Consider the following 25,543-nt stretch of genomic DNA (forward strand, 5'->3'; position numbering starts at 1 on the left):
GCTTTCGCTAGAGGATGCTCAGGTTCTTCTTCAGCTCGAAGGCCGTGACCTGCTGGCGGTACTCGTTCCAGTCGGCCTGCTTGTTCCTCAGGAAATTCTCGAAGACCTGCTCGCCCAGGATGCCGGCCACAAGCTCGGATTCCTCCATCACGCGGATCGCGTCGTGGAGGCTCGAAGGCAGCGGAGAGTGGCCCATGGCGCGGCGCTCGGCCGCGCTCAACGACTCGATGTCGTCCTCGGCGCCCGGGGGCAGCTCGTAACCCTCTTCGATGCCCTTCAGGCCGGCACCAAGGAGCACGGCGTAGGACAGGTACGGGTTGGCTGCGGAGTCGATGCCGCGGTATTCGATCCGGGCGGACTGTCCCTTGCCCGGCTTGTACAGCGGAACGCGCAGCAGCGCAGAACGGTTGTTGTGGCCCCAGGAGAGGTAGCTCGGAGCTTCGCCGCCGCCCCACAGCCGCTTGTAGGAGTTCACGAACTGGTTGGTCACGGCGGTGAATTCCGGAGCATGGCGCAGGATGCCGGCCATGAACTGGCGGGCCGTCGTCGAGAGCTGGAATTCGGCGCCGGCCTCGAAGAACGCGTTGGAGTCGCCTTCAAAGAGCGAGAAGTGGGTGTGCATGCCTGAACCGGGGTGGTCGGAGAACGGCTTCGGCATGAAGGTTGCGTAGCAGTCCGTCATCAGTGCGACCTCTTTCACGACCGTCCGGAAGGTCATGATGTTGTCCGCGGTCTGCAGGGCATCCGCGTAGCGCAGGTCGATTTCGTTCTGGCCTGGACCGGCCTCGTGGTGGCTGAATTCCACGGAGATGCCCACTGCTTCGAGCATGGACACCGCAGTACGGCGGAAGTCCTGGGCCACACCGCCGGGAACGTGGTCGAAGTACCCGGCGCGGTCAACGGGAACTGGTTCACCGTCAGGACCAGGCTGGTCGGACTTCAGGAGGTAGAACTCGATCTCCGGGTGGGTGTAGCAGGTGAACCCCATGTCGGCCGCCTTGGCCAGCTGGCGCTTGAGCACGTTGCGGGGGTCCGCGGCAGACGGCTGGCCGTCAGGGGTCAGGATGTCGCAGAACATGCGGGAGGTCTGCTCCGCGTCGCCGCGCCAGGGAAGGATCTGGAAAGTGGACGGGTCCGGCTGGGCCAGCATGTCGGATTCGAAGATGCGGGCCAGTCCCTCGATCGAGGAACCGTCGAATCCGAGACCTTCCTCGAAGGCCCCTTCAACTTCGGCAGGGGCGAGGGCCACGGACTTCATGGACCCCACAACGTCGGTAAACCAGAGCCGGACAAACCGCACATCGCGTTCTTCGATCGTGCGCAGAACGAATTCCTGCTGGCGGTTCATGCTTACCTCTTTCGCTGTGGTTCGCTGTGGCGGGTCCTGATCTGAAACCCTTGTGCCCGTCCCCTGCGGCAAGGAAGCGCCCGGACCGGGATAGGGCCGGTGGTGTGCGCGGCCTGCAAATACTCTACCCAGCCGGAACCGGTTTTTCGGTCCGCGGCCCGCGTGTGGCCGGAGATTACGTGCCGGCCGGGGTCCGCGGGGCCCGTCCGTATGCGCCAACATTTAGTAGGCTCACATCATGACCAGCGCTGAACAGCCCAAACCGTACGGTACCGACCCGGTACAGGCCCCTGCCCTGCCGAAGCGGGTGCGTACGTCCTACCTCCAGCAGCTCAAGGATTCCGGCGGTAAGTTCGCCATGCTGACCGCCTATGACCAGTACACCGCGGCGATCTTTGACGAAGCCGGCATCGAGACCCTGCTGATCGGTGATTCCGCAGCCAACAACGTGATGGGCCACGACACGACGCTGCCCATCACGCTGGACGAAATGATCGTTTTCGCCAAGTCTGTGGCTGCCGGAGCCAAGCGCGCCCTGATCGTGTGCGACCTGCCTTTTGGTTCCTACGAGGTCTCCCCCGCCCAGGCCATTGAATCCTCGGTCCGGCTCATGAAGGAGGCAGGGGTACAGGCAGTCAAGATGGAGGGCGGCGCGCACTACGCCGGCCACGTCCGTGCAATGACGGCCGCCGGAATTCCCGTCATGGCCCATGTTGGCTTCACTCCGCAGAGCGAGCATGCCCTGGGCGGCTACAAGGTGCAGGGCCGCGGAGATGCCGCGCAGGCAGTGATCGACGACGCCGTTGCCCTCGCCGAAGCCGGCGCATTCTGCGTGCTGATGGAAATGGTTCCCGCCGACGTCGCCGCTGCCGTTGACGCGGCGGTGCCGGTTCCCACAATCGGCATTGGCGCCGGAAACGCGACGACCGGACAGGTGCTGGTCTGGCAGGACATGGCGGGCATGCGCGGCGGCAAGGCACCGCGCTTCGTCAAGGCCTTCGCGGACGTCCGGACGGTGCTCTCAACGGCTGCCCGTGAGTATGCCGAGGAAGTCCGCAGCGGAACCTTCCCCGGTCCGGAACACAGCTTTTAGTCCGGAACACGGTTTCCAGTCCGGACACAGCTTCGGCTCCGGGCTCAGTCCTCGTCCTGCCGGTCCCAGGCCTCGTTGCGGGCCTGCACCTTCTGCAGTGCGCGTTCGGCTTCCTCTCGGCTGGGGTAGGGTCCGATCAGCTTCGTCCAGTCGGACTGCGGCCCAACTTCGACTTCATGGGTCTGTACGTTGAACCAGAACTCGGCCATGGGCCCTCCTCAGGGTTGTGCGTCCGCGCCGTTTGGATGGCTGGACCGTGGACATTGCCGGCCCCATGCGAAGGCACGGAGCGCTGGCGATAAGATCGATACTATGCCCCAGAATATTGCCACTGCACCCCTTGGACGCCTGCAGCCGGGACGGGTCTCGCCCCGCCGCCCCGTGCCGGCGTCGATTCCCCGTCCGGAGTATGTAGACCGGGAGGCGCCGGCAAAGTTCACCGGCTCAGAGGTGAAGTCGGCGGAGACGATCGAGAAGATCCGCATTGCCGGCCGCATTGCGGCCCAGGCAATCGTCGAGGTTGGCAACCGCATCCAGCCCGGCGTCACCACCGACGAGCTGGACGCCGTCGCGCATGAATTCCTGCTGGACCACAAGGCCTATCCCTCGACGCTTGGCTACCGGGGCTTCCCGAAGTCCGTCTGCACCTCGATCAATGAAGTCATCTGCCACGGCATCCCGGATTCCACGGTCATCCAGGACGGCGACATCGTCAACGTCGACATCACCGCCTACATCAACGGGGTCCACGGAGACACCAACTACACGTTCCTGGCCGGCGACGTCGACGAAGAGTCCCGCCTGCTGGTGGAACGCACTGCAGAGTCGCTGCGGCGCGCCATCAAGGCCGTGATGCCGGGCCGCGAAATCAACGTGATCGGCCGGGCCATCGAGTCCTATGCCAAGCGTTTCGGCTACGGCGTGGTCCGCGACTTCACCGGCCACGGCGTCGGCGAGGCCTTCCACACGGGCCTGATCATCCCGCACTACGACGCCGCACCGGCGTACAGCCGGCTCATCGAAACCGGAATGGTGTTTACCATTGAGCCTATGCTCACTCTCGGGACCATCGAGTGGGACATGTGGGAGGACAACTGGACCGTCCTGACCAAAGACCGCAAGCGCACCGCCCAGTTCGAACACACGCTGCTTGTCACGGACAGCGGCGCCGAAATCCTGACCCTGCCGTAGCGCAACGCCTAGCACTGGAGAACCATGGCCAAGAAGCAGAAAAACAAGCACGATGCCGTCATCGGCATCGACATCGGCGGCACGGGCATCAAGGGCGGCATCGTCGACCTGAACAAGGGCAAGCTCATCGGCGACCGCTTCCGGATCCCCACCCCGCAGCCGGCCACGCCTGAGGCTGTCGCCGGCGTCGTCGGGCAGATTGTTGCCGAGCTCTCTTCACGGCCCGAGGGCCCGGGAACCGAGGTCCCCGTCGGCGTAACCTTCCCTGCCATCATCCAGCACGGTGTTGCCCGTTCCGCAGCGAACGTGGACAAGAGCTGGGTGGACACCGATGTGGATGCCTTGCTCACCAAGGCGCTCAACCGCGAAGTCCAGGTGATGAACGACGCCGATGCGGCCGGCCTGGCGGAAGCCCGCTACGGCGCCGGCAAGGGCGTGGCCGGAACCGTCCTGGTCATCACCCTCGGCACCGGCATCGGGTCCGCGCTGATCTCCAACGGCGCACTGGTTCCCAACGCAGAGCTTGGCCACCTTGAGATCGACGGCGTGGACGCCGAATCCCGCGCCTCCGCCTCCGCCCGGGAGCGGGACAACATCAGCTGGGAAGAGTACGCGCACCGGCTCCAGCGGTACTTCTCCCACGTGGAGTTCCTCTTCTCCCCCGACCTGTTCGTGATCGGCGGCGGCATCTCCAAGCGCAGCGAGGACTTCCTGCCGATGCTCGACCTGCGAACCCCCATGGTCACGGCCAACCTGAAGAACAACGCCGGAATCGTGGGTGGCGGCCCCCCCGCCCCCACTGCACTTCAACTACGTCAAGTAACCCCATCGAGATGGCAGAAACTGCTGGTTAGGGCTTCCAAACCAGCAGTTTCTGCCATCTCGTTTTTTGTGAGGGCTAGCTACTGGGCCGTCAGGGGACGCTGTGCTCCGGCAGGCACACTGCCGGCGCGGGCTGAATCGGCCCGCAGCGCGGCAATGGCCGTCTCGAAGTCTTCCAGTGACTCGAAGGACTGGTAGACGCTGGCGAAGCGGAGGTAGGCCACCTGATCCAGTTTCTGCAGCGGCTGCAGGATGGCCAGCCCCACTTCATGAGCCTGGATTTCGGCGACACCGGAGGCCCGGATGGTCTCTTCAACCTCCTGTGCCAGCAGCGCCAGGTCGTCCTCGCTGACCGGCCGGCCCTGGCAGGCCTTGCGGGCACCGTTGATGACCTTGCTGCGGCTGAAGGGTTCTGCCACGCCGGAACGCTTGATCACGCTGAGGCTGGTGGTTTCCACCGTGCTGAAACGGCGCCCGCATTCGGGGCACTGGCGGCGCCTCCGGATGGCGGAACCATCGTCAGCGAGGCGGCTGTCTACGACCCGCGAGTCGGCGTTCCGGCAGTACGGACAGTACATTCCTCGGTCCTTTCACGCACAAGCGGTGAGGGCTTGGCACCCCGTTGTAGGAAGTCTCCTGCGGGAGCTTACCCGGCGAACCGGATACTGACGGCATCACCGTGTGCGGGCAGGTCCTCGGCGCGTGAGAGCGCCACGACATGCGCGCTGACCTCGTTCAGGGCATCCCGGCTGTAGTCGATGACCTGGATCGCCCGCATGAACGTCGTGACGTTGAGCCCGGACGAGAACGCGGCGGTGCCTGCGGTGGGCAGCACGTGGTTTGAACCAGAGCAGTAGTCACCCAGGCTGACCGGGCTGTAGCTGCCCACGAAGATGGCGCCGGCGCTCGTGATCCGGCCGGCCACCGCCCTGGCGTCGGCGGTCTGGACTTCCAGGTGCTCTGCGCCGTAGGCGTTGCAGACCGCAATACCCTGCTCCAGTCCATCAACCAGGACGACGGCGGACTGGGCGCCGGAGAGCGCGGTGCGGACCCGCTCTGAGTGCTTGGTGGAGGCGACCTGGTCTTCCAGTGCAGCACGGACGGACCCGGCAAGCTCTTCGGAATCCGTCACGAGGACGGACGCGGCGTTAGGGTCGTGCTCCGCCTGGCTGATCAGGTCCGCGGCCACCAGCCCGGGATCGGCAGTCCCGTCGGCAAGAACGGCAATCTCGGTGGGGCCGGCTTCGGCGTCAATGCCGACGACGCCCTTGACCAGCCGCTTGGCCGTCGCCACGAAGACGTTGCCCGGGCCGGTGACGACGTCCACCGGTTCCAGTGCGGGACCGGCATCGCCGGCGGGAATGCCGTAGGCAAACGCGGCGATCGCCTGGGCACCGCCAACGGCGTACACCTCTTCGATCCCCAGCAGTTCGGCAGCAGCAAGGATCGTGGGGTGCGGCAGGCCGCCGAATTCTTTCTGCGGCGGCGAGGCCAGGGCCAGGGAAGCAACCCCGGCAGCCTGCGCCGGCACCACATTCATGACCACGGAGGACGGATAGACGGCCAGTCCGCCCGGAACGTAGAGTCCCACCCGGTTGACCGGAACCCAGCGGTGGGTGACCTTCGCGCCGTCGGCAATATCGACTTCCACGTCGGCCGGGCGGTGCGCTTCGGCAAAGATGCGGGCACGGCGGATCGACTCTTCGAGGCCGGCGCGTACGGCCGGGTCGAGTTCCTCCAATGCCGTGCGGAGGGCCTCGCGGGGAACCAGCGGATGGGCGAGCTCAACGCCGTCGAACTTTGCCGCCAGTTCCGAGAGCGCGGCGAACCCGCGGGCGCGCACATCGCTGATGATCGCGGCGACCGCATCCGACGCGACGTCGGTTGTGGTCTCGGCACGCGGCATGACCGCTTTCAGTTCTGCGGCAGAGAGCTGCCTTCCGCGAAGGTCCAGCGTGCGGAGGGCAGGAAACAGCAGGTCAGGACGAACATCAGGAGTGGAAGAAGTCACGGGTCCATTCTACCTAGGCATCGAGGCATGCGGGGCCCAGGAGCACCTTCAAGTCACCAAAGAGCGACGGCGTCGGGTTCACCCGCATGTCCACGCCCAGTTTCATGACCTCCACGGTGCGGCTGCCGTTGAGCCGGATCTGGACCTCCGAGGTTCCTGGGTGGGTGCGAAGCACGTCGCGGAGCTGCGTCACCACGGTTTCGGTCGCCTTGTAGGTCGCCATCGAAATAACGACTGGACCCGAATGCCCCTCACTGAGGTCCGGGACCGTCAGTTCCTGCGCGTTCAAGGTGACGGCGCCGTCGTCGCGCCGCTGCAGCCGGCCGCGGACAACGACGATCAGGTCCTCGGCAAGGACAGCGGCGATCGGCCCGTAGACCTGGCCAAAGAACATGACCTCCATGGACCCGGCCAGGTCCTCGATCTCGCAGCGCGCGTACGCGTTGCCGCTGTTTTTGGCGATGCGGCGCTGCAGGGACGTGATCATTCCCGCGATGGTGACGATGGAACCGTCCGCCGGACCTTCCTCGCTGACGATCGAGGTGATCGAGGAGTCGGCGTGCTGGCTGAGTATGCCTTCCAGGCCCTGCAGCGGATGGTCGGAGACGTAGAGTCCCAGCATGTCCCGCTCAAAGGAGAGCTTGTCCTTCTTCTCCCATTCGGGCAGGTCGGGAATGTCGATGCTGATGGACGCCTCGGGCTCCGCTTCACCGATGCCGGCAAACAGGTCGAACTGCCCCACTGCTTCGTTGCGTTTGAGCACGACGACAGAATCGATGGCCTCTTCATGGATCATGGCCAGCGGACGGCGGGCATGACCCATGGAGTCGAACGCGCCGGCCTTGATCAGGGACTCGATGGTCCGCTTGTTGCAGACCACGGCAGGGACCTTCATGAGGAAGTCCTTGAAGTTGGTGAAGGCTCCCTTTTCCTCGCGGGCGCCCACCATGGCCTGGACAACGTTGGTGCCGACGTTGCGGATGGCGCCCATGCCGAAGCGGATGTCCTTGCCCACCGGGGTGAAGTTCACGGAGGATTCGTTGACGTCCGGCGGCAGCACCGTGATGCCCATCTTGCGGCACTCGTTCAGGTACATGGCCAGCTTGTCCTTGTCATCCCCCACCGAGGTGAGAAGGGCAGCCATGTATTCGGCCGGGTACTTGGCCTTGAGGTAGGCGGTCCAGTAGGACACCACGCCGTAGGCCGCGGAGTGGGCCTTGTTGAAGGCGTAGTCGGAGAACGGCAGCAGGATGTCCCAGAGCGCCTTGATGGCCGCTTCCGAGTAGCCCCGGTCCACCATGCCCTGGTGGAAGCCGGCGTACTGCTTGTCCAGCTCGGACTTCTTCTTCTTGCCCATGGCGCGGCGGAGGATATCTGCCTGGCCGAGGCTGAACCCTGCCACCTTCTGGGCGATAGCCATAACCTGCTCCTGATAGACAATCAGGCCGTAGGTGGTGTTCAGGATTTCCGCGAGCGGTTCCTCGAGCTCCGGGTGGATCGGGGTGATTTCCTGCTGGCCGGTCTTGCGCAGGGCGTAGTTCGTGTGCGAGTTCGCGCCCATGGGCCCCGGGCGGTACAGGGCGATGACGGCCGAGATGTCTTCGAAGTTGTCCGGGCGCATGCTCTTGAGCAGTGACCGCATGGGACCGCCGTCGAGCTGGAACACACCGAGCGTGTCACCGCTGGCCAGGAGGTCGTAGGCTTCCTTCAAATCCAGCGGAAGGTCTTCCAGGACCAGGTCCTCGCCGCGGTTGTTCTTGATGTTCTCCACCGCGTCGGAGACGATCGTCAGGTTCCGCAGGCCGAGGAAGTCCATCTTGATCAGCCCCAGGCCTTCGCAGGTGGGGTAATCGAACTGCGTAATGACCTGCCCGTCCTGTTCGCGCCTCATGATCGGGATGATGTCGATCAGGGGGTCTGAGGACATGATGACGCCGGCGGCGTGCACGCCCCACTGGCGCTTCAGGCCTTCAAGCCCCAGGGCGGTCTCGAACACGCGCTGGGAATCGGGGTCGGTGCGCAGCAGTTCGCGCAGTTCCTCGGCCTCGCCGTAGCGCTTGGCTTCCTTGTTGTGCACGTCGGCCAGGGACAGGCCCTTGCCCATGACATCCGGCGGCATGGCCTTGGTCAGGCGTTCTCCGACCGAGAAGGGGTAACCCATCACGCGGGAGGAATCCTTCAGGGCCTGCTTGGCCTTGATGGTGCCGTACGTGACGATCATGGCTACGCGCTCGTCGCCGTACTTCTCCGTGACGTAATGGATCACTTCGGAGCGGCGCCGGTCATCGAAGTCGACGTCGAAGTCGGGCATGGACACACGGTCCGGGTTCAGGAACCGTTCGAAAATCAGGCCGTGCTGCAGCGGGTCCAGATCGGTGATCCCCATGGCGTAGGCGGCCATGGAGCCTGCGCCGGAACCACGGCCCGGGCCAACCCGGATGCCGTTCTTCTTCGCCCAGTTGATGAAGTCGGCCACCACCAGGAAGTATCCCGGAAAGCCCATCTGGGCGATGATGCCGACCTCATAGTCGGCACGCTTGCGCACGTCGTCCGAGATGCCGCCCGGGTAGCGCTTCTGCAGCCCCTTCTCGACTTCCTTGACGAACCAGGATTCCTCGTTTTCGCCCTCCGGGGTGGGGAACCGCGGCATGTAGTTGGCTTTGGTGTTGAACTCGACGTCACAACGCTCGGCGATGAGCAGCGTGTTGTCGCAGGCGTCCGGGTGGTCGCGGAAGATTGAGCGCATCTCGTCCGGGGATTTGAGGTAGAACTCATCGGCGTCGAACTTGAACCGCTTGGGATCTGCCAAGGAGGAACCGGACTGCACGCAGAGCAGCGCCGCGTGCGCGGAGGCGTCTTCGGCGTGGGTGTAGTGGAGGTCGTTCGTGGCTACCAGCGGGAGGCCCAGCTCCTTGGCAAGCTTGATCAGGTCAGCCTGGATATTGCGCTCAATATCCAGCCCGTGGTCCATCAGCTCACAGAAGAAGTTGTCCTTGCCGAAGATGTCCCGGAAATCGGACGCCGCCTGGACAGCTTCCTTGTAGAGGCCCAGCCGAAGCTTCGTCTGAACTTCCCCGGACGGGCAGCCGGTCGTGGCGATCAGGCCCTTGCCGTAGGTCTGCAGCAGGTCCCGGTCCATCCGCGGTTTGTAGAGGTAGCCCTCCAGGGAGGCCAGGGAGGACATTCGGAACAGGTTGTGCATGCCCTCGGTAGTCTCGGCCCACATCGTCATGTGCGTGTAGGCGCCGGCGCCGGAGACATCGTTCCGCCCGCCGTCGCCCCACTTCACACGGGTCTTGTCCTGGCGCGCCGTCCCCGGCGTCAGGTAGGCCTCGACGCCGATGATCGGCTTGATCCCGGAGTTGCGTGCCTTGTTCCAAAAGTCGAAGGCCCCGAAGACGAACCCGTGGTCCGTCGTGGCCAGGGCATTCATGCCCAGTTCGTCGGCATGGCTGAAGAGGTCGGTCAGCCTGGCGGCACCGTCCAGCATCGAATACTCGGTGTGGTTGTGAAGATGGACAAACGATTTGGACGAACTAGTTGCTGAAGCCACCTAACCATTCTAGGGGCGCGCAGCGCCCGTCTAGACGTCCCCGCGTTCCAGCGCGTCGAGCGCGTACTGCAGGTCCTGGGGGTAGGCAGATTCATACTCGACCCAGTTCCCGGTTCCGGGATGAGTGAAGCCCAGCTTCCGGGCATGCAGCCACTGCCTGGTCAGGCCCAGTTCCGCGGCAAGACGGGGATCTGCGCCGTACGTGAGGTCGCCGGCGCACGGGTGGCGGAGGGCGGAAAAGTGCACACGGATCTGGTGTGTCCGCCCGGTTTCGAGGTGTACTTCCACCAGTGATGCGCGGCCGAAGGCCTCAAGGACCTTGTAATGAGTGACCGAGTCCCGCCCCCCGTCGATGACGGCAAAGCGCCAGTCGTGTCCGGGATGGCGGCCGATGGGAGCGTCGATGGTTCCTTCAAGCGGATCAGGCAGCCCCTGCACCAGGGCGTGGTATTCCTTCTCCACCGTGCGGTCCCGGAAGGCCTGCTTCAGCACGTTATACGCGTGTTCGGTCTTGGCCACCACCATCACGCCGGAGGTTCCGACGTCGAGGCGGTGCACAATTCCCTGCCGCTCCCCCGCACCGGAGGTGGAGATGCGGTAGCCGGCGGCGGCGAGGCCGCCCACGACGGTGGGGCCAACCCATCCAGGAGACGGGTGGGCCGCAACCCCCACGGGCTTGTCGATGACGACGAAGTGCTCATCGTCACCAAGGATTTTCAGGTCATCGATGGGTTCGACGACGACGGCCAGCGGGTCCGGCAGCTCCGGCACGTCGGCGGCCACGACGTCGCCGGCCCGCAGGCGGTCCGACTTGGCCACAGGTTTGCCCGCGCGGGTCAGCCACCCCTCCGCGCACCAGCTGGCGGCAGTGGAACGGGAGATATCGAGCAGCGTGCCCAGCACGGCGTCGGCCCTGCCGCCGTCATGCTCCTCGCCGATGGTGAACGCGGCGTGGATCTCAGGCATCTGCAGCGTCCTTGCTGCTGGTGGCCCGGGTGCCGTCCATATTGATTCCGCGCAGCGTCAGCAGGCAGACCAGGATGACGCCCGAAACCACACAAGAGTCGGCAATGTTGAAGATGGCAAAGTTGGGGAGGGCAATAAAGTCGACGACGTGCCCCTGGCCGAACGACGGCTCGCGGAAGAGCCTGTCCGTCAGGTTGCCCAGAGCCCCGCCCAGCACGAGCCCCAGGGCGATGGACCAGCCCAGGGACCGCAGCCGGAACATGAGGTAGATGAGGAATCCGGAGACCACCACCATGATGATGGTGAAGACCCAGGTGTAATCCGTCCCGATGGAGAACGCCGCTCCGGGGTTGCGGATGAAGTGCCAGCGCAGCACCGAGCCCAGCACGTCGGTGACCTGGCCTTCGGTCATGGTGGAGACGACCCAGATCTTCGTGAGCTGGTCCAGCACCCACGCAGCCAGGGCGCAGCAGGCCATGATCAGGGCGTAGCGGGTCAGGGCAGCCTTGGGGCGCACGGGAGGCTGGGGCTGCTCGGCAGGTGCGTTCGGGGAGTCAGTCATGATGCTTTCATTTTCGGGACCTGGGCGGCCCGGGACAGGGCCAAAACGCCACGGGCCCGCCGGCCGGGCCGGCCCGGCCACCGGCCCGTGGTTCTGTAACCAGTCTAATCCTGATTTATATCCGTCCAGACGGATATGGGCGTTCGCTTACGCGTCAGCCGTCTCCGAGGCTACGGAACCGCGGGAATCGAGGTCGCGCAGCTGGCCTTCGATGTAGGCCTTCAGGCGGGTGCGGTAGTCACGCTCGAAGCCGCGCAGCTGCTCGACCTTGCGCTCCAGGAGTGCCTTCTGCTGTTCCAGGGAGCTGAGGATCTTGCGGCTCTTCTCCTGTGCCTCCGTGACCAGGCCGCTGGCTTCGATCTGCGCCTCGGCAATGATCTTGTCGCGCTGCTCAACGCCTGCGCTGACATAGTCGTCGTGCATCTTCTGGGCCATTGCCAGGATGCCCGCCGCGGACTCAGCCGGATTGGCGGCGGAAGAAGGTGCCTCCTGGGCACGCGGTGCTTCGGCCTTGGGAGCCTCGACCTTGGGCTCCGGCTTAGGCTCGGGCTTCTTCTCTTCCTTGACCGGCTGGGAAACCTGTTCGGTCTTCGAAGCCGCGGACACCGGTGCAGGGACCTGGTTGCCTGCGGGGGCACCTGCCACTGCTTCGGCGAGCTGCCGGCGCAGGTCTTCGTTCTCGGCGTTCAGGCGGCGGAGTTCCACAACGATTTCGTCGAGGAAGTCATCCACTTCATCCTGGTCGTAGCCTTCACGGAACTTAGTCGGCTGGAACCGCTTGTTGACAACATCTTCTGGCGTCAGAGCCATCTGGTCACCTCATACTGGTTATCAGGCTCCACCTGCTGTCTGGCAGGGTGAGCCTAGTTACAGAACTCGAACATAAAATCAGGGATCAAATCAATATAATTTTCACATTATATCTTTTGCGTTCCCGTTACGAACCGGGTCTCCGGGCCGCAGGTACTACGTGCCGGCGGCAGCCACGATCTGCATGGCGATGCCTACGACGATGAAAAGCACCAGGAACGCAAGGTCCAGGGATACCCCGCCCAGACGCAGCGGAGGAATGATCCGCCGCAGGGCCCGAACGGGTGGGTCAGTGGCACCGTAGACGGCCGTGGCCAGGACCAGGGCAGGTCCCTTGGGACGCCACTGACGGGCGAACATCTGGACCGCGTCGTACACGATGCGCAGTATCAGTGCGAGCTGGAAAAGCATCAGCACCAGATACAGCAGGGCAAAAATAATACTCACGCGTGTTTTCGTTTCCGCCGTAGGTTCAGGACTGCCCGCACGGTCCCCGGGACAGGGACGGCGGTTAGCTCTGGTTGAAGAAGGTGGACTGGGACTCGCTGACCTTCTTGTCGTCTCCCAGCACCTCGACGTAGGACGGCGAGAGCAGGAAGACCTTGTTGGTCACCCTTTCGATCGTACCGCGCAAACCGAAGACGAGTCCCGCAGAGAAGTCTACGAGGCGCTTCGCGTCGGACTCTCCCATGTCGGTGACGTTCATGATCACCGGGATTCCATCACGGAAGCTCTCGCCGATGATCTTGGCGTCATTGTAGGAACGGGGATGGACGGTAGTGATCTGCCGCAAGCCTGCCACGTCTTCCTTTGCCGATGAGGGGGCACGCTTGATGGGTGTCACGGGAGCACGGTATTCCTCTACCGCGGTGGAACGGACCGGCTGCGACTGGGCGGCCGGCTCGCGGTCGCTCCGCTCGTTCTCCGGCGCGTACTCTTCATCCCTGGCAGGGTTCTCGCGCACGGGCTTCTGCTCGTCCTCGTACAGCTCATCGCCATCGGCGAGCCCAAGGTAGATCATCGTCCTGCGCATTGCGCCAGCCATGGTTGCTCCTTCAGTCCTTCAGCGTCCCGCGTTATCCAGTGTTGGCATTGAGTTGCCCCTGCCAGTGTCGCCGGTCCCGCATGCTGGAACCTGCCATGTTTGACGCTACCGCACGGCAGGGCGGGGACCGAGAACATCTGAACCAATCCGCAGGTGTGTCGCGCCGTGCTGCACTGCCGCTTCAAGGTCCTGGCTCATGCCTGCGGAGATTGCGTCCGCGCCGGGATAGCGCGAGACCAGCAGCCGGGACAGCTCCTGCAGGCGGGCGAAGGCGGCCCCGGGGTCTTCTCCCAGGGGTGCGACCGCCATGACCCCGGCCAGCCGCAGCTCACGATGCTGCGCGACTGCGTCTGCCAGGGCAAGCAGTTCCGCCGGTTTTGCCCCTCCCCTGCCCGGCGCGGCGTCAGCTTCGGAGCGGAGATCGAGCTGCACAAAGCATTCCAGCGGGCCGCGCCCTGGCCCTCCGGCTTCCGCCCGGCGCAGGTTTTCCCCCGCCATTGCCTTGGCCAGGGCTGATACGAGTCCCGGACGGTCCACTGAATGCACGGCGTGGGCATACCTGGCCACTGACTTGGCCTTGTTGGTCTGCAGCTGTCCGATGAAGTGCCAGTTCAGGCCGGCGCACGCGCACTCGGCCGCCTTGGCCTCCGCCTCCTGCGCCTTGTTCTCCCCGACGTCCCGGACGCCAAGGTCCCAGAGCGCCGCAACGTCTGAGGCGGGGAAGTATTTGGTGACCACAATCAGCTGGGGAGCCGGCCGCCCGGCCGATGCGGCGGCGTCGGAAATCCGGGCTTTCACGGCGGTGAGGCGCTGCTCCAGCTCGAGGGCCCGGTCGGGGGATGTACTGCTCATGACTTCCTTGTGTTGCGGAGAAAGGGACTTACCAGATGACGCCGGCAAAGCGGCCCGTAGGCGCATCCCTGCGGTGGGAGAAGAGATCCTTCTCCTCCATGGTGCATCCGGCCACCCGCTCGGTGTCCACTGAGAGGCCGGCCAGCTGTGCCGCCGCGGCCGCCGGCAGGTCCAGCGCCGGGGTTCCCCAGCTGGTGCGGGAGACTGCGCCGGGCAGGTGGGCTGCCTCGGCAAGCATGGAGGCCGGAACTTCGTAGCACCGGCCGCACACGCCTGGACCAATCCAGGCCGAGATATCAACGGCTCCGGCTTCCCGCAGGGCGTGGACCGTATTGAGGAGGATCCCGTCCAGCAAACCGCGGCGCCCTGCGTGTGCAGCGGCCGTAACCAGCTTCCCGCCGGGGGCGGAGCCGGCGAAAAGTACGGGCAGGCAGTCGGCAACCATCACGGCCAGGGGCGTGGACCCGTCTGCGCTCAGCAGCGCATCCGCTGTGGGGACTCGGTCCGGCGCCGCGGGATCCGGAACACTGGCCACGGTCGCCGAGTGCACCTGCTTCATGAACTGCAGGCCGGCCGGACGGACACCCATGTGTTCCTCCAGGGCCCGCCGGCGGGCCAGCACCGCCACCGGATCGTCGCCAACGTGAAGCGCGAGGTTGCCTGCCGCCGTGTCAGTGAAGGCTACCCGCAGCCCGCCGGGGCCGCGCCCTTCCCACCAAAACACCGCTCAGCCAACCCCGCGCCGGTACCGCTGGAAGTCTTACTTCAGGAAATCCGGAACATCCAGGTCATCCTGGCGTCCGGCACTGAGGTCGGGCTCCACGACGGCAGGAAGGTCGATGTCGAACCCTGCGTCCGCCGGGACGTCGGAGGCCTGCGGGCGCTGGGCCCAGGCCGAGTTTCCGACACCGGCGGCAACTGCAGCGGCGGGGGCGGAGGGCTGTTCGGCCGGCTTGGCCGACACCGGCTGCGACGTGACGTCCACCTGGTCGAACCCTGCTGCAATGACGGTGACGCGGGCCTCGTCACCCAGCGCATCATCAATGACGGCACCGAAGATGATGTTGGCCTCGGGGTGGGCCACTTCCTGCACGAGGCGGGCAGCCTCGTTGATCTCGAACAATCCCAGGTCCGAACCGCCCTGAATGGACAGCAGCACGCCGTGGGCGCCGTCGATCGAGGCTTCCAGCAGCGGAGAGGCGATAGCCAGCTCGGCTGCCTTGACGGCCCGGTCTTCGCCGCGGGCGGAGCCGATGCCCATGAGCGCCGAGCCTGCACCCTGCATGACGGACTTCACGTCGGCGAAGTCGAGGTTGATCAGGCCCGGGGTGGTGATCAGGTCGGTGATGCCCTGCACACCCGAGAGGAGCACCTGGTCGGCGGATCGGAAGGCGTCCAGCATGGAGACGTTGCGGTCACTGATGGAGAGCAGGCGGTCGTTCGGGATGACGATCAGCGTGTCGACTTCATCGCGCAGCGTATCGATGCCGGACTCAGCCTGGTTGGACCGGCGACGGCCCTCGAAGGTGAACGGACGGGTGACAACACCGATAGTCAGGGCGCCGAGGGAACGTGCAATGCGGGCTACCACGGGAGCGCCGCCGGTGCCTGTACCGCCGCCCTCACCTGCGGTCACGAAGACCATGTCCGCACCGCGGAGCACCTCTTCGATTTCCTCGGCGTGGTCCTCGGCAGCCTTGCGGCCAACCTCGGGATCAGCACCGGCACCCAGGCCGCGGGTCAGTTCCCGGCCGACGTCGAGCTTCACATCGGCGTCGCTCATCAGGAGCGCCTGGGCGTCCGTGTTGATGGCGATGAACTCGACTCCGCGGAGTCCAACGTCGATCATTCGGTTGACGGCATTCACGCCGCCGCCGCCGATGCCGACGACCTTGATGACGGCCAAGTAATTCTGCGGTGCTGCCACGTCCTGTGTCCCTTGTTCGAAATCTGTGCAACTGATCCAAGCGGCCGGGACTTCCCCGGCCAAACCTTCAACCGAACAACCTTAACCCTCGAGTTGAGGGTTATAGTTATGTCAAGTAATGCTCTACTCCCGACGCTATGGGGCGGCGGTAGCTTCCGCAATTACCGTCCCGCGCGTGTCGGTGAGAATCTTGCTGTGAATTGTCCGAGAGCGTCATCGTGTGACCGGACGGTTGGGTGTACTGACGTCGAACACCGTGACCGGCGGATCCGCGGGCGGTATCAGCAGCAGGGCTTCCAGTGCCCTGGCTTTGGCCACACTGGCTTCGGCGCTCCCCCAGAATACCGTCTGGCCGTTCGCGAGCTTCAGTTCAACGGAATCCACGGTTTCCGCCGACGCATGGTCAAGCAGGGCCAGCACGTTGGGCGGCAGGGCAGCCAGTACTGCGGCCACCGTGGGAAAGACGTCGCTGTTCACTGCCTCGGTGCCGCCGTCGATCAGGGGCAGCGCCACGGCTCCGCGCTCCCCTACGGCAGCCAGCTGCCGGCCGGATTCGTCGATGAGCAGGAACTCGCGCCCACTCTGCAGGACGGCGACGGGCGTCCGTTCCCTGACGGTCACCAGAAGGTCCGACGGCGGCACCGCCGCGACCTCCACGCTTTCCACCTCGGGACGGTCGGCAAGGAGCTCTGCGGCATCGGCGTCGGAGATCAGGGTCAGCGGTTTGCCCATCAGTGGCGAGAGCGCCCTTTGGGCTTCTTCTGAGCTGAGCAGTGAGTTTCCCTCCACCTGGAGGTTCTTCAGGGCAAGGGCCGGCGAGAAGAACAGCACGGCGAACAGTGCTCCCAGCAGGACGACGGCGGTTGCGGCACCGGCGAGCACATAGCGCCGCCTGCGGCGGGCAGGGGGCTCGGGGAACGCGAGGATGCTTGCATCTGTGTCTGGAATCCTTGCAGCGGAGATGCTGTCCGCGGAAGAAGAACCGGCACGGTGCTTTTCGCTGCGCGCAGTGCTCTCCGGTGTGCTGTCCCACGTCCCCGGGGCCTCCCGGGTCGCGGAGATCACGGAATCGCTGGTAGGAGCTCCGGCCGGCCAGGTCTCCGGACGCAGCTCGTGGACCCTCGCACCTTCAGCTGGAAGCACCTGCACCTTGGCAGAATTCGCCGCGGAGGTCCCGGCCGCCTTGGGCGTCCGTTCGCGGGAGCCGTCCGCTCCGGACTGAGCAGCACCGGATGAACCGGAAGCGGCCTCGGCAGCGCCTGCACCGTCGGCTGACCCGGCCACGGACCGGCGTGTCCGGCCGGCCGCAGGGGTCGGTTGCCGCGGCTTCCTACCCGGCATCCGGACCGCTCTCCGGGCCGCCGGCAGCAGGACCCGTTCCTGCCGCCGCCAGCGCCTCGACGATGACGGGTCCGTACTGGGTGACGTCACCGGCACCAACCGTGAGGATGATGTCGCCTTCCGCGGCGCGGGCGGCGATGCTCCGGACAGCGGCCAGGGCGTCCGGTGCCGCCATTCCGGGAACCCGGAGCCTCTCGGTGATCAGTTCGCTGGTCACGCCTGGAATGGGGTCTTCCCGGGCGGGGTAGATGTCCAGGACGGTGACGGAGTCCGCCCGGTCCAGTGCGGAGGCAAACTCGGCCGCGAAATTCCTGGTGCGGCTGAACAGATGCGGCTGGAAGAGGACGTGGACCGCATGTTCCCCGGCCACGGCGCGTGCTGCCTGGAGGGCGGCGGCCACCTCGGTCGGATGATGTGCGTAATCGTCAAAGACACGGACGCCGCGCGCAGAGCCCTTGGCTTCAAAGCGGCGGGCAGCGCCGGAAAACGTGGCCAGGCCCTGCACGGCGGTCTCCGGCGGGACACCCAGTTCCACCGCAACGGCAAACGCCGCAGCGGCGTTCAGTATGTTGTGCCGCCCGGGCACCTGCAGCCGGAGGACCTGTTCCTGGTCGCGGCAGTCATGGCGGAAATGCAGCACGCTGGTGGTGCTGCGGCCCTCAGCCTGCGTGTTTGAAATACGGACATCGGCATCCGCTGCGTAACCGTAGGTGCGTGCCCGCGCCGGGGAGCTGCGCTGCAGCAGGTCCCTCGCGCCCTGGTCGTCGGCGCAGGCCACCAGGAGCCCCTGGTCCGGGAGCAGGTCCACAAAGCTGTCGAAGCTGGCAAAGACAGCCTCGGCCGTGCCGTAGTGGTCCAGGTGGTCGGCTTCGACGTTCGTCACCACGCTGATCCGCGGCGAGTAGTTCAGGAAGGACCCGTCCGACTCGTCAGCCTCCGCAACGAAGACGCTCCCGGAGCCGGCTTCGGCGTTGACGCCAAGGGCAGCGACGTCCCCGCCGATCGCGAAGGAAGGATCCAGGCCCGCCTCGCGCAGGGCCACGGTAATCATCGCCGTCGTCGTGGTCTTGCCGTGCGTTCCCGCCACCGCCACGAGGTCCTGGCCGCCCATCGCTGCGGCCAGGGCCACGGAACGGTGGATGATCCTCAGGCCGGCGGATTCCGCGGCCGCGAGTTCGGGGTTGTCGGGGCGGATCGCCGTGGAGATGACCACGGTGTCCACGTCCTGCACGTTGGCGGCGTCGTGCCCCACGGAGACCCTGGCACCCAGGGCTTCGAGTGCGCGGAGTCCGGCCGAGTCACGGGCATCGGAGCCGGAGACCCGGACACCCCGGCCAATCATCACCCGCGCAACCGCTGACATGCCCGCGCCGCCGAGTCCAATGAAGTGGACCCTGCCAAGGGCCGTGAGTTCTGTGCTCATGCTTCGTTCCGTTCCGCTGCCTCAAGGATCAGGGCGGCCATTTGTGCGTCTGCGTCCCGGATCCCCCGGGCCGCCGAGGCTTCAGCCATCTGCTGCAGTGCCGAGGTGTCCTGCAGCAGCGGAACAACGTTTCCGGCAATCCATTCGGGGGTGAAGAGGGAATCCCGCACCAGCAGCGCTCCCCCGGCCTGGACCAGGCCCGCTGCATTGAGCGCCTGTTCGCCGTTGCCGTGCGGCAGCGGCACCAGCACGGCCGGAAGCCCCACGGCCGCAATCTCGCTGACTGTCCCGGCACCGGAACGCGCCAGCAGCAGGTCCGCCGCCGCATACGCCTGTTCCATGCCGTCCACATACTCCACCTGGCGGTAGAGCGGAGCGGTCAGCGACTTGCCTTCAGCGTCAGCGGCGGCCTTGCCCCTTCCGGTCACGTGCAGCGTCTGGATACCGGCTGCGGCGAGGACAGGCAGGGCCGCCGTCACTGCGGCATTGATGCTGGCGGCACCGGAGGAGCCTCCTGTGACGACGAGGGTGGGCAGGTCCTGCTCCAGGCCCAGGGCCGCACGGGCGGAAGACCGGGAAGCTGCGCGGTCCAGCTGGGAGATTTCCCGGCGCATCGGCATGCCGACCCAGCGGGCTCCGGGGAGCTTGGTCTCTTCGAAGGCAACGCCCACCACTGCGGCGTTCCGGGCACCAACACGGTTCGCCAGGCCGGGCCGTGCGTTCGCTTCGTGCACAACGATCGGAGTCTTGCGTTTCCGTGCGGCCAGGTACACCGGTGTGGAGACGTATCCGCCAACGCCCACGACGACGTCGGCCTCCGCCTCGTCCAGGATGTCGCCCGCCTGCCGTACGGCGCGTGCCAGCCGTGCCGGAAGCCTCGCCAAGTCACCGCTGGGCCTGCGCGGCATGGGTACCCGGTCGATCACCGCGAGGTCATAACCGGCCGCCGGCACCAGGCGTGTCTCCATGCCGGCGGAGGTTCCCACGACTTTGATGCGGGCATCGGGACGTTCCCGCCGAACGGCGTCGGCGATCGCCAGCAGCGGGCTGATGTGCCCGGCCGTGCCGCCTCCGGCGAGGACTGCGGAAAGTGGGGACTGCGTCATGTAGCTGCGGGTTCGCTTTCAGGGATGGTGCGGGCAAAGGACAAGAGGACGCCGACGGCGGCCAGCGTGAACGTCAGGGAGGATCCGCCGTAGGAAATGAAGGGAAGCGGCACCCCGATCACCGGAAGCAGGCCGGTGACCATGGCGATGTTCACGGCAGCCTGGCCGATGATCCACACCAGGATGCAGCCGCAGACTATTCGGATGAACGGCTGGGTATGGCGCATGGTGACGCGCACGGTGGCCACTGCAAGGATACCGAAAAGAACGAGCACCACCAGCGTGCCGAGCAGCCCGAACTCCTCGCCGATGATGGCGAAGATGAAGTCGTTGTGGGCCTCGGGAATCCAGTTCCATTTCTGCCGGCTCTGGCCGATGCCCAGCCCCAGCCAGCCACCGGATGCAAGGGCATACATGCCGGCGTTGGCCTGGTCGCAGAGCCCGCCGGAGCAGTCCAGCTGCAGCCACGCGCTGATGCGGCTGGTGCGGTTGCCGCTGAACGCGGACATCACGGCTGCCAGCATGCCGGCGGCGGCACCAATCAGGAACAGGATCTTCAGGCGGACGCCGGCAAAGAAGAGGGCCGCGAGCATGATCAGGCCCATGATGATCACGGTACCGAGGTCGTGCCCCAGCAACACCAGGACGATCAGGATTCCGGCTCCGGGCACTGCCGGGACCAGCGCGTGGAGGGGCCTGGCAATGAGGCCCTTCTTGCGGGCGAGGACCATCGCCAGCCACATGGCCATGGCAAGCTTCGCGGCTTCCGACGGCTGACCGGTGACCGGGCCGAAGGTCAGCCAGTTCTTGTTGCCGTTCACTTCCTCACCGATGATCAGCACCAGCACCAGCAGGAATACGGCCAGGATCAGTGCCGGCCACGCCATGACGCGGTAAAAACGCGGTCCGAACTTTGAGAAAAGGATCATGGCGAAGACACCGAGGGCCGCGAAGCCCAGCTGCTTGGCGAACAGGTCGAAAGTGGTTGCGACGTTCGCTCCGGATCCTGCCGCATTCGCTATGGCTTCCACCGAAGAGGCAGAAAGGACCATCATCAGTCCGATGACGGTGAGCCCCAGGGTTGAGCCGAGGATCATGTAATAGCTGGATCCGGTCGCTTGGGAACCGCTGCCCTCGAGCAGGACCATGAAGGCTTCCCAGCGTTCCCGAAGCCTCAGGCCGCCCGGGGAGGATTTCCCCGGCTTCTGCCCGGCGGGAGACGCCTTTGGTGCTGCCTGTCCCCCGCTGCGCGCTCCAGGCGTCCCGGCCGCGGCTCTCTGGGCGCCTGCTCCCGCCGGGCGCTTCCGCGCTGTCGGCTTTCGCGCCTTGCCCGTGGGCGTGGTCACCATCTACGGCTCCTCGGTGGTCTGCGCCTGCCCTTCCACGTATCCGCGGACAGCTTCGATAAATGCCTCGCCCCGGTGGGCGTAGGAGCGGAACTGGTCCATTGACGCCGACGCCGGCGCCATCAGGACGGTGTCCCCGGGCTCCGCCGCAGCCGCCGCGGCCGTGACGGCTTGCACCATGACCGCTTCGCCCGTGGACGGGAATTCCCCTCCAGTGTCCGCCGCCGCTGCCTCGATTACCGGGACATCCGGGGCGTGTCGGGCCAATGCGCCGCGCAGCTCGCTGGAATCGGTTCCGATGAGTACGACGGCGCGCAGCCGCCGCGCGTGGGCCTGCACCAGATCGTCATAGGTGACTCCCTTGGACAGTCCGCCGGCAATCCAGACCACGGACGGGAAGGCAGCCAGCGAAGCTGCTGCCGCATGCGGGTTCGTGGCCTTGGAATCGTTGACCCAGAGGATGTCGTTCAGCTTGGCGACGGGCTCGATCCGGTGCCCGCCCGGAGCATAGTTGCGCAGACCGTCCCGCACGGCGACGGGCTCCACGCCGAAGGCACGCACCAGTGCCGCTGCCGCGAGGGCGTTGGCGGCCAGGTGCCGCGGTGCGCGGTCGCCCAGGTCATCGAGGGAGGCCAGCTCGGCGGCGGAGTCGCGGCGCTGTTCGATGAACGCGCGGTCCACGAGCAGACCTTCGACGATGCCGACCATGCTGATGGCCGGCATGCCGGTGGTGAAGCCAATGGCACGGCAGCCTTCCACCACCTCCGCTTCCTCGACCATGTGTTCGGTCTCGGCCTGTTCGGCGTTGTAGATGCAGGCTACCTGCGTGTTCTCGTAGACTTTGGCCTTGGCAGCGCGGTACCCGTCATAGCCGCCATGCCAGTCCACGTGGTCCTCGGCGATGTTCAGGCACACACTGGCCAGGGGTGACATGGTGTGGGTCCAGTGCAGCTGGAAGCTGGAGAGTTCGACGGCGATGACGTCCCAACCCTGCGGGTCACGGATCGCATCCAGGATCGGCGTCCCGACGTTGCCGGCGGCTATCGCCCGGAGACCGGCAGCCAGGAGCATGCTTTCGGTCATGGACACTGTGGTCGTTTTCCCGTTGGTCCCGGTGATGGCCAGCCAGGGTGCGGTGGGCCGGCCTTCGCGGATCCGGACCCGCCAGGCCAGTTCGACGTCGCCCCAGATGGGGATGCCCGCTGCGGCGGCCTGCGCCAGGACGGGATGCTCCGGGCTGAACCCGGGTGACGTCACCACGAGTTCGGCCTGCTCGCCGTCAACCAGAGGCAGTGCGGCAGCCGCGTCGGCGCCCAGGAGGACCGAGGCTGCCCCGACGATTCTCAGGGTATCGGCCTTGCCGCGGGTCTCTTCCGAATCCTGGCCGTCCACCACGACTACCCGGGCACCGAGCTCGATGAGGGTGTCGGCAGCGGAGAACCCGGAAAGTCCGATTCCGGTGACGACCACGCGGAGGCCGCGCCAGTCCGAGTCCCACGTGGTCAGGGACGCCAGCCGCGGGGTGTCAGTGTAGGTACCGCTCATTGTCCGGCCACCCAATCGGCGTAGAAGAGTCCAAGGGCAAGGGCAACGCAGAGCCCGCCGATGATCCAGAACCGGACCACCACGGTCACCTCAGCCCAGCCCTTGAGTTCGAAGTGGTGCTGGAGCGGTGCCATCTTGAACACCCGCTTGCCGCCGCTGAGCTTGAAGTATCCGACCTGGATGATGACTGAGGCGGAGATGATGACGAACAGGCCCGCCAGGATCACCAGCAGCAGTTCGGTCCGGGAGAGGATGGCGAAGGCTGCGATGGCGCCGCCCAGGGCCAGGGACCCGGTGTCGCCCATGAAGATCTTCGCCGGAGAGGTGTTCCACCAGAGGAACCCGATGAGGGCTCCGACCAGGGCACCGGCCAGGAGCGCCAGATCCAGCGGGTCACGGACCTCATAGCAGACACCGCTGTCAGCCGCGGCGCCAAAGCAGCTCTGGTTGGACTGCCAGATGCCAATGAGGAAGTAGGCACCGAACACCAGCACCGAGGCACCGGCAGCAAGCCCGTCCAGCCCGTCCGCCAGGTTCACGCCGTTGGTGGCACCGGTGATGATCACGCTGGACCAGAGGACAAAGAGGATCGCGCCGATGACCGTTCCGGCGAAAGCCAGGTCCAGCGCAGTGTCCCGGACAAAGGAAATGTTCGTCGACGCCGGGGTGAGGCCGCCCTCATCGGGGAACTGCAGTGCCAGGACGGCGAAGACCACGCCCACCAGTCCCTGCAGCGTGATCTTGGCTTTGGCGTTCAGGCCCAGGGAACGCTGGCGGGAAATCTTGGTGTAGTCGTCAATGAAGCCGACCAGGCCCATTCCCACCATCAGGAAGAGCACCAGCAGGCCGGACGCCGACGGGCCGAAACCTGTGGGGTTGATGGCATTGCTGATGAGATGGGTGATGAAGTAGGAGGCCACGACCGAGGCAACGATCACCGCACCGCCCATGGTGGGCGTACCGCGCTTGGTGTGGTGCGACGTCGGGCCGTCGTCACGGACGAATTGTCCATAGCCCTTGCGGACGAGGAAACGGATGAAAAGCGGGGTTCCGGCAAAAGCCAGGACAAGCCCCAGGGATGACCCGATCAGGAGGGAAATCACTTGCCCTCACCCCGCGTTGCGTTCTCGGCGGACGGCTCCGTGGCGGCAGCAGCTTCGAGTGGGGTTTTCAAGGCAATCCGATCTCCGAGGAACCGCAGTCCGGCTCCGTTGGAAGACTTAAAGAGGACGACGTCGCCTGGTTGGAGCGACGCTTCGAGAATGGCCTGCGCTTCTTCGGGAGTCTGGACGAACTGCGATTCGTCGCCCCACGACCCCTCCATGACGGCGCCGGTGTGCAGGGCACGGGCACCGGTTCCAACAACGATCAGTTTGGAGATGTTCAGGCGGACGACGTAGCGGCCGATCGCGTCGTGTTCGGTCACCGAGTCGGCACCAAGTTCGAGCATTTCACCGAGGACAGCCCAGGTGCGGTGTCCCTGGCCCAGTTCGGCCAGCGTGCGCAGTGCCGCGCGCATGGACTCCGGGTTGGCGTTGTAGGCGTCGTTGATCACCGTGACGCCGTCGGGCCGGTCAGTGCGTTCCATCCGCCAGCGGCTGGCAGCCTTTTGCCCGGACAGCCCGGCGGCAATCTCCGCCGGCGCGATCCCGGCGGCAAAAGCAGCGCCGGCAGCGGCAAGCAGGTTGGCCGTGTGGTGCGCACCGATCAGGCCTGATTCAACCCGGTGTTCCTCACCGTTCGGAAAGCGCAGGGTGAAGACCGGGCGGCCCTGTGAATCGGTTTCAGCGTCTACCGCACGCAGTTCCCTGTGGCCCCCGGGAAGCGTGTCGGTGGAAGAAGTGAAGAGCAGGACGTCGGCTGTCGTGCGCTGATCCATGGCAGCAACGCGGATGTCGTCGCCGTTGAGCACGACTGTTCCGCCGGGAGGCACAGCCTCTGCCAGTTCACCCTTGGCGCGGGCGATGTTCTCCACCCCGCCGAACTCGCCGGCGTGGGCACTGCCCACGCAGAGCACGACGCCGATGTCCGGGCGGACCATATCCGCCAGGTAGGTGATGTGCCCGACGCCGGTGGCGCCCATCTCCACAACGAGGTAGCGAGTACCGTACCCGGCCGAGAAAATGGTCAGCGGAACGCCGACCTCGCCGTTGTAGGATCCCACGGGAGCCACGGTCTCGCCGTGTGCCGAGAGCAGGCCGGCGAGCAGGTCCTTTGTGGTGGTCTTGCCGGCCGAGCCGGTGACGCCGATGACCGTGAGCGGTCCGTCGGCGCGCAGCCGCCGGACGATTTCGGCGGCAAGGGCGCCCATGGCGAGCACTGCATCGGGTACGACGACGGCGGGATAGACAGTGCCGCCGTCGTCAGTCACCGGACGTTCCGTCAGTGCCAGCGAGGCGCCGGACTCAAACGCCCGGCCCACAAACAGGTGTCCGTCGGAGAACTCTCCGGGCTTGGCAATGAACAGCGATCCGGATGCCGCTTCGCGGGAGTCCGTCGTGGCTGATGTCACTGGAATGGAAGGGTCGGCCGCTGCGGCTCCCACCAGCTCACCGCCCGTGATTGCCGCAATTTCGGCTGCATTAAGTTCAATCATGACGAA

General features: G+C 65.7%; 22 protein-coding genes and 1 pseudogene. 3 read left to right on the top strand and 20 right to left on the bottom strand.

Annotated features, from left to right (window positions below; all coding sequences use genetic code 11):
• Window positions 1–7: 7 nt before the first annotated feature.
• Window positions 8–1,348, bottom strand: coding sequence for a glutamine synthetase family protein (locus TVB01_RS05755; RefSeq protein WP_422454831.1), 1,341 nt, complete (start codon window positions 1,346–1,348; stop codon window positions 8–10).
• Window positions 1,349–1,586: 238 nt separating this feature from the next.
• Between TVB01_RS05755 and panB the strand changes: the two genes are divergently transcribed.
• The gene (gene panB, locus TVB01_RS05760; protein WP_422454833.1) at window positions 1,587–2,441 is read left to right on the top strand and encodes a 3-methyl-2-oxobutanoate hydroxymethyltransferase; all 855 of its coding nucleotides are present in this window, start codon (window positions 1,587–1,589) and stop codon (window positions 2,439–2,441) included.
• Window positions 2,442–2,485: 44 nt separating this feature from the next.
• Here the strand turns inward: panB and TVB01_RS05765 are convergent, their stop codons facing one another.
• Entirely contained in the window at window positions 2,486–2,650 is a 165-nt protein-coding gene (locus tag TVB01_RS05765; protein WP_227897118.1) for an SPOR domain-containing protein, read from the bottom strand.
• Between the two features lie 103 nt (window positions 2,651–2,753).
• Between TVB01_RS05765 and map the strand changes: the two genes are divergently transcribed.
• Together map and ppgK are read left to right on the top strand one after the other, a co-directional pair.
• Entirely contained in the window at window positions 2,754–3,632 is an 879-nt protein-coding gene (map, locus tag TVB01_RS05770; protein ID WP_422454834.1) for a type I methionyl aminopeptidase, read from the top strand.
• Between the two features lie 24 nt (window positions 3,633–3,656).
• Window positions 3,657–4,412, top strand: a pseudogene (gene ppgK / locus TVB01_RS05775) (polyphosphate--glucose phosphotransferase); the annotation flags it as partial.
• Window positions 4,413–4,534: 122 nt separating this feature from the next.
• Here ppgK and nrdR read toward each other — a convergent pair.
• From nrdR to TVB01_RS05865, 18 genes are all read right to left on the bottom strand, one after another.
• Window positions 4,535–5,032: a transcriptional regulator NrdR gene (gene nrdR / locus TVB01_RS05780; RefSeq protein WP_227897121.1), complete on the bottom strand. Its 498-nt coding sequence runs from the start codon at window positions 5,030–5,032 to the stop codon at window positions 4,535–4,537.
• A gap of 68 nt (window positions 5,033–5,100) precedes the next feature.
• Window positions 5,101–6,465, bottom strand: coding sequence for a histidinol dehydrogenase (hisD, locus tag TVB01_RS05785; protein ID WP_422454836.1), 1,365 nt, complete (start codon window positions 6,463–6,465; stop codon window positions 5,101–5,103).
• A gap of 13 nt (window positions 6,466–6,478) precedes the next feature.
• Window positions 6,479–10,018, bottom strand: a complete 3,540-nt coding sequence (gene dnaE, locus TVB01_RS05790) for a DNA polymerase III subunit alpha (RefSeq protein ID WP_422454838.1) — start codon at window positions 10,016–10,018, stop codon at window positions 6,479–6,481.
• Window positions 10,019–10,048: 30 nt separating this feature from the next.
• Window positions 10,049–10,984 (bottom strand): RluA family pseudouridine synthase, encoded by a 936-nt coding sequence (locus TVB01_RS05795; protein ID WP_422454839.1) that lies wholly within the window; start codon window positions 10,982–10,984, stop codon window positions 10,049–10,051.
• A complete protein-coding gene (gene lspA / locus TVB01_RS05800; RefSeq protein ID WP_227897125.1) occupies window positions 10,977–11,546 on the bottom strand; it encodes a signal peptidase II in 570 nt (189 codons plus the stop codon). Before lspA ends, TVB01_RS05795 begins: the two co-directional genes overlap by 8 nt.
• A 147-nt stretch (window positions 11,547–11,693) precedes the next feature.
• Entirely contained in the window at window positions 11,694–12,356 is a 663-nt protein-coding gene (locus tag TVB01_RS05805) for a DivIVA domain-containing protein (protein WP_422454842.1), read from the bottom strand.
• Window positions 12,357–12,512: 156 nt separating this feature from the next.
• Window positions 12,513–12,803 (bottom strand): YggT family protein, encoded by a 291-nt coding sequence (locus tag TVB01_RS05810; protein WP_227897127.1) that lies wholly within the window; start codon window positions 12,801–12,803, stop codon window positions 12,513–12,515.
• 64 nt (window positions 12,804–12,867) lie between these two features.
• Window positions 12,868–13,401, bottom strand: coding sequence for a cell division protein SepF (locus TVB01_RS05815; protein ID WP_422454844.1), 534 nt, complete (start codon window positions 13,399–13,401; stop codon window positions 12,868–12,870).
• Between the two features lie 105 nt (window positions 13,402–13,506).
• Window positions 13,507–14,253, bottom strand: coding sequence for a YggS family pyridoxal phosphate-dependent enzyme (locus tag TVB01_RS05820; RefSeq protein ID WP_422454846.1), 747 nt, complete (start codon window positions 14,251–14,253; stop codon window positions 13,507–13,509).
• A 28-nt stretch (window positions 14,254–14,281) separates the two neighbouring features.
• Entirely contained in the window at window positions 14,282–14,977 is a 696-nt protein-coding gene (locus TVB01_RS05825; RefSeq protein WP_422454848.1) for a polyphenol oxidase family protein, read from the bottom strand.
• A gap of 36 nt (window positions 14,978–15,013) precedes the next feature.
• Window positions 15,014–16,180 carry a cell division protein FtsZ gene (gene ftsZ / locus TVB01_RS05830; RefSeq protein WP_227897131.1) on the bottom strand — a complete coding sequence of 389 codons (1,167 nt, stop codon included), beginning with the start codon at window positions 16,178–16,180 and terminating at the stop codon, window positions 15,014–15,016.
• A gap of 213 nt (window positions 16,181–16,393) precedes the next feature.
• The gene (locus tag TVB01_RS05835; protein ID WP_422454850.1) at window positions 16,394–17,464 is read right to left on the bottom strand and encodes a cell division protein FtsQ/DivIB; all 1,071 of its coding nucleotides are present in this window, start codon (window positions 17,462–17,464) and stop codon (window positions 16,394–16,396) included.
• A 46-nt stretch (window positions 17,465–17,510) separates the two neighbouring features.
• On the bottom strand, window positions 17,511–18,944 hold the full coding sequence (gene murC, locus TVB01_RS05840) for a UDP-N-acetylmuramate--L-alanine ligase (protein ID WP_422454851.1): 1,434 nt from the start codon (window positions 18,942–18,944) through the stop codon (window positions 17,511–17,513).
• On the bottom strand, window positions 18,941–20,050 hold the full coding sequence (gene murG / locus TVB01_RS05845; RefSeq protein WP_422454853.1) for an undecaprenyldiphospho-muramoylpentapeptide beta-N-acetylglucosaminyltransferase: 1,110 nt from the start codon (window positions 20,048–20,050) through the stop codon (window positions 18,941–18,943). Before murG ends, murC begins: the two co-directional genes overlap by 4 nt.
• Complete coding sequence (locus TVB01_RS05850; RefSeq protein ID WP_422454854.1) at window positions 20,047–21,399, bottom strand: FtsW/RodA/SpoVE family cell cycle protein; 1,353 nt, start codon at window positions 21,397–21,399, stop codon at window positions 20,047–20,049. The genes murG and TVB01_RS05850 overlap by 4 nt, the downstream gene beginning before the upstream one ends.
• Window positions 21,400–22,941 (bottom strand): UDP-N-acetylmuramoyl-L-alanine--D-glutamate ligase, encoded by a 1,542-nt coding sequence (gene murD, locus TVB01_RS05855; protein ID WP_422454856.1) that lies wholly within the window; start codon window positions 22,939–22,941, stop codon window positions 21,400–21,402. It lies immediately after the preceding gene.
• Complete coding sequence (gene mraY, locus TVB01_RS05860; RefSeq protein ID WP_422454858.1) at window positions 22,938–24,044, bottom strand: phospho-N-acetylmuramoyl-pentapeptide-transferase; 1,107 nt, start codon at window positions 24,042–24,044, stop codon at window positions 22,938–22,940. Before mraY ends, murD begins: the two co-directional genes overlap by 4 nt.
• The gene (locus TVB01_RS05865) at window positions 24,041–25,537 is read right to left on the bottom strand and encodes a UDP-N-acetylmuramoyl-tripeptide--D-alanyl-D-alanine ligase (protein ID WP_422454859.1); all 1,497 of its coding nucleotides are present in this window, start codon (window positions 25,535–25,537) and stop codon (window positions 24,041–24,043) included. The genes mraY and TVB01_RS05865 overlap by 4 nt, the downstream gene beginning before the upstream one ends.
• Between the last annotated feature and the right edge of the window lie 6 nt (window positions 25,538–25,543).

Origin of the sequence: Arthrobacter sp. 7Tela_A1 (assembly GCF_049311065.1) — a bacterium.
GTDB lineage: Bacteria > Actinomycetota > Actinomycetes > Actinomycetales > Micrococcaceae > Arthrobacter_B.

Excerpts from the sequence above, each read along its gene's own strand:
- TVB01_RS05755 (WP_422454831.1), bottom strand. The coding sequence starts at position 1,348 with ATGAACCGCCAGCAGGAATTCGTTCTGCGCACGATCGAAGAACGCGAT.
- panB (WP_422454833.1), top strand. The coding sequence starts at position 1,587 with ATGACCAGCGCTGAACAGCCCAAACCGTACGGTACCGACCCGGTACAG.
- TVB01_RS05765 (WP_227897118.1), bottom strand. The coding sequence starts at position 2,650 with ATGGCCGAGTTCTGGTTCAACGTACAGACCCATGAAGTCGAAGTTGGG.
- map (WP_422454834.1), top strand. The coding sequence starts at position 2,754 with ATGCCCCAGAATATTGCCACTGCACCCCTTGGACGCCTGCAGCCGGGA.
- nrdR (WP_227897121.1), bottom strand. The coding sequence starts at position 5,032 with ATGTACTGTCCGTACTGCCGGAACGCCGACTCGCGGGTCGTAGACAGC.
- TVB01_RS05795 (WP_422454839.1), bottom strand. The coding sequence starts at position 10,984 with ATGCCTGAGATCCACGCCGCGTTCACCATCGGCGAGGAGCATGACGGC.
- lspA (WP_227897125.1), bottom strand. The coding sequence starts at position 11,546 with ATGACTGACTCCCCGAACGCACCTGCCGAGCAGCCCCAGCCTCCCGTG.
- TVB01_RS05805 (WP_422454842.1), bottom strand. The coding sequence starts at position 12,356 with ATGGCTCTGACGCCAGAAGATGTTGTCAACAAGCGGTTCCAGCCGACT.
- TVB01_RS05815 (WP_422454844.1), bottom strand. The coding sequence starts at position 13,401 with ATGGCTGGCGCAATGCGCAGGACGATGATCTACCTTGGGCTCGCCGAT.
- TVB01_RS05820 (WP_422454846.1), bottom strand. The coding sequence starts at position 14,253 with ATGAGCAGTACATCCCCCGACCGGGCCCTCGAGCTGGAGCAGCGCCTC.
- murC (WP_422454851.1), bottom strand. The coding sequence starts at position 18,944 with ATGAGCACAGAACTCACGGCCCTTGGCAGGGTCCACTTCATTGGACTC.
- murG (WP_422454853.1), bottom strand. The coding sequence starts at position 20,050 with ATGACGCAGTCCCCACTTTCCGCAGTCCTCGCCGGAGGCGGCACGGCC.
- TVB01_RS05850 (WP_422454854.1), bottom strand. The coding sequence starts at position 21,399 with ATGGTGACCACGCCCACGGGCAAGGCGCGAAAGCCGACAGCGCGGAAG.
- murD (WP_422454856.1), bottom strand. The coding sequence starts at position 22,941 with ATGAGCGGTACCTACACTGACACCCCGCGGCTGGCGTCCCTGACCACG.
- TVB01_RS05865 (WP_422454859.1), bottom strand. The coding sequence starts at position 25,537 with ATGATTGAACTTAATGCAGCCGAAATTGCGGCAATCACGGGCGGTGAG.